1 pseudogene is annotated in these 547 nt (G+C 58.1%); it reads right to left on the reverse strand.

Going from position 1 to position 547, the window contains the following annotated elements:
• Nucleotides 1-535, reverse strand: a pseudogene (locus IEX72_RS15070) (IS4 family transposase); the annotation flags it as partial.
• Nucleotides 536-547 lie beyond the last annotated feature (12 nt).

Consider the following 547-nt stretch of genomic DNA (forward strand, 5'->3'; position numbering starts at 1 on the left):
GACTCCGCTCGTGAGTCGTTCCGTCGGTTGTTCGGAACCGTGTCGGGAGGCCGGTCGAGAGTGATTCGGTGAGATGAAGCTTCAGTTCGGCTTGGTCGTCGCCGGTTGCTGTGTAGACATCGGCGGCGTCTTGATACAGCGAGACGATGGTGGCGTCGGCGATGAGGACGTCCCGAAAGCGTTCGAGACGGCCGTTCAAGTCGGCTCGTCCGGTATCGAGATTCTCGATGGCGTTATCGAGAATCTCTCGAAGGAGTGCAACGAACCCCGGTTCGAACCAGTCGTGGAACGACGCGTAGGAGAGGTCGTCACAGTCAGCCATCTCGACGTAGCGTTCGAGAAAGGCCTGCAAAGAGCGGTCTGAGCCGGCAGCAAAGCCAAACGTGAGTGTGTAGAACAGCGCGACGATGTCGAACTTCCGCTCTCGCTCGACGAGATTCGTTGCGCGAGCGCGCTCGCGCAACTCATCGGAGGGAAACGCTCTTTGAATTCGCTTCACAACTACTGAATCCGGTGGAGTGTACACATCTCCCACCGGGTTTCTCAA

Source organism: Halobellus salinus, from assembly GCF_014646875.1.
Lineage (GTDB): Archaea > Halobacteriota > Halobacteria > Halobacteriales > Haloferacaceae > Haloquadratum > Haloquadratum salinum.